This is a genomic window from Parendozoicomonas callyspongiae (assembly GCF_023502345.1).
Classification (GTDB): domain Bacteria; phylum Pseudomonadota; class Gammaproteobacteria; order Pseudomonadales; family Endozoicomonadaceae; genus Sansalvadorimonas; species Sansalvadorimonas callyspongiae.
In genome coordinates this window covers 1-1,887 of sequence record NZ_JAMFLX010000072.1, presented here as the reverse complement: position 1 = coordinate 1,887, position 1,887 = coordinate 1, and the positions used below count along the sequence as shown (strand labels likewise).

Here is a 1,887-nt window from a genome sequence, read left to right as displayed (position 1 = left end):
TACGGCTCTGAGCATACATCAACACATCCTGCTTAATTTTTGAAGCGATTAAACTATTCTACAAAAGAAGTATTAATCTGAAATTCATGGTAATGATTTAAATATGGAACAAGACTGGATTCTCCAAACTAAAGAAACTCGCCGAACTTTTGCTAAATCTACATGGGTTCCATTGAGAGCATCTACAACAAATAGTAAAAACTCCGCTGGCGTTTCTGAAGTAGGTCATACTTGTGAAGTCTTTGGTTGTGGATCAGTCGCATTTCCTCCAGAGCATAGAGAAGTCGCAGATAGACTTAGCTGGAGTAGTATTGGAATTGGACACAGCGCACAACCTTATGCCTATGAGGACGGCAAATATTCATCTATAGATGAGTATCAATACAATGATGAGGAAACAATCGGAGTTGAACTTGTCTTCGAACATTATCAGCCTGTAGTTGGTGTAAAACAGTGGATATTGAATCCTGATTTAGTCGTTGCTCTCCGTCTTATCAAAGAGGGAAATAACTGGGTAAGGCCAGAAGAAAACTTTGTTGTTGTAGCTCGTGAAATTCTAGATGAAAAAGGAAATCACTCCCTTATAGAGATCAAACGAGAATTTCTCATTGACTACCTTGCTGCAAGAAATCTCTCATTACGCATTTCTTACTACCGCCAAAGAGTGGAAAATGTCATTACAATGGCAGGAAGTGAATACGAACATTTAGAAGACAAAAAAGAAGAAAGAGATGGTGGTCGCTTTGAACTTCTTATCCGTGAACTAAAAGACATTTATGGTGGAAGTTGGGCTTCTATGCGTGTTTGGCGAACTGATGTTGACCCAGAAGAAGATGCACCAGTTATGGGGCCAGAAAATAATGAAAATACTGCATATGAAAGCTCAAAAGGAGACGGTCACAGTAGGCATGAAGGTGTAAGAATCGAAGGTGAGTTCTGGCGAGACGAATGGATCGACCATAAAGGGCAAAGTATACGAGTTCGAGGGGATGAAAATCCTAACTTACCACACTTCATTGTAGAAACAGATGGCACTCGAATGGCATCAAAAGAGTTGAACAATGAAGATATAGGCCGGTGGCTTTGGTTTCGCTCTAATATTATAAGCGAGCTTCTTTCTCTTCGTGGTTTTTCATTAAAATGGTACACCGCTGAAACTGGTGGTTTGGTATCAACCTCAAGCTATTCGGTACATTTTGGGCTTAACTCTTCAGATTTCATTACAGTCTATGCCTACGATATTGCTCGATTACCTGCATGGGAGCAACACATTTGGGCTGCTCATAACATCGCACCAGATGGAAAAGTTTCAGAGGAGTTACTTGAATCGCAGGTTAAAGCTCAACCAGCTTCGACACATGCAGTTGAAGAATTACTTTTTGCAAGTTTGCATTTACTTCAAAATGGGTTTAAAGAGAAGTTTGGAATTGAGCTTTTCTCACACGAAATTGATGAGAAAGCAGCCAAACAGCAGATATCTCGCTTTTTGAGCAAAGACAGAACTTCACTGCTTCGTTTAGCAAAAGAGTTAATTCGCATATTTTCTGACAGGCTTAATATTCGTGAGCTTCGTAAGCTTTCAAACCATAAAGACAAAGCTAAACTTGGTTCAAACAAACTACTCCAAGACTTATTAGCTCAAAAAATAGGAACTGAAAATGCCCGAAAAGTATTTGGTGTGATTGTTGGAGCATACGATATGCGCGTCGGTGATGCGCATCCAACAGGTTCTAAAATTGAAGATGCCATAACGCTTGCTGGAATTGATCAAGAATTATCTTTCTTAAGGCAAGGCGAACAATTGATACATAATTTTGGGCAATCTGTGTGGTATATAGGTAAATTCCTTTTCGCTCAACCTGAAAAGTAGTATATCAAGTACCGCCG

1 protein-coding gene is annotated in these 1,887 nt (G+C 39.6%); it reads left to right on the top strand.

The window, feature by feature from the left end; genetic code table 11:
* The first annotated feature begins 103 nt into the window (after positions 1-103).
* The gene (locus M3P05_RS20255; protein WP_249701947.1) at positions 104-1,870 is read left to right on the top strand and encodes a hypothetical protein; all 1,767 of its coding nucleotides are present in this window, start codon (positions 104-106) and stop codon (positions 1,868-1,870) included.
* The last annotated feature ends 17 nt before the right edge of the window (positions 1,871-1,887 follow it).

What these genes read in the sequence shown, in the direction of transcription:
- M3P05_RS20255 (WP_249701947.1), top strand. Translation starts at nt 104, where the DNA reads ATGGAACAAGACTGGATTCTCCAAACTAAAGAAACTCGCCGAACTTTT.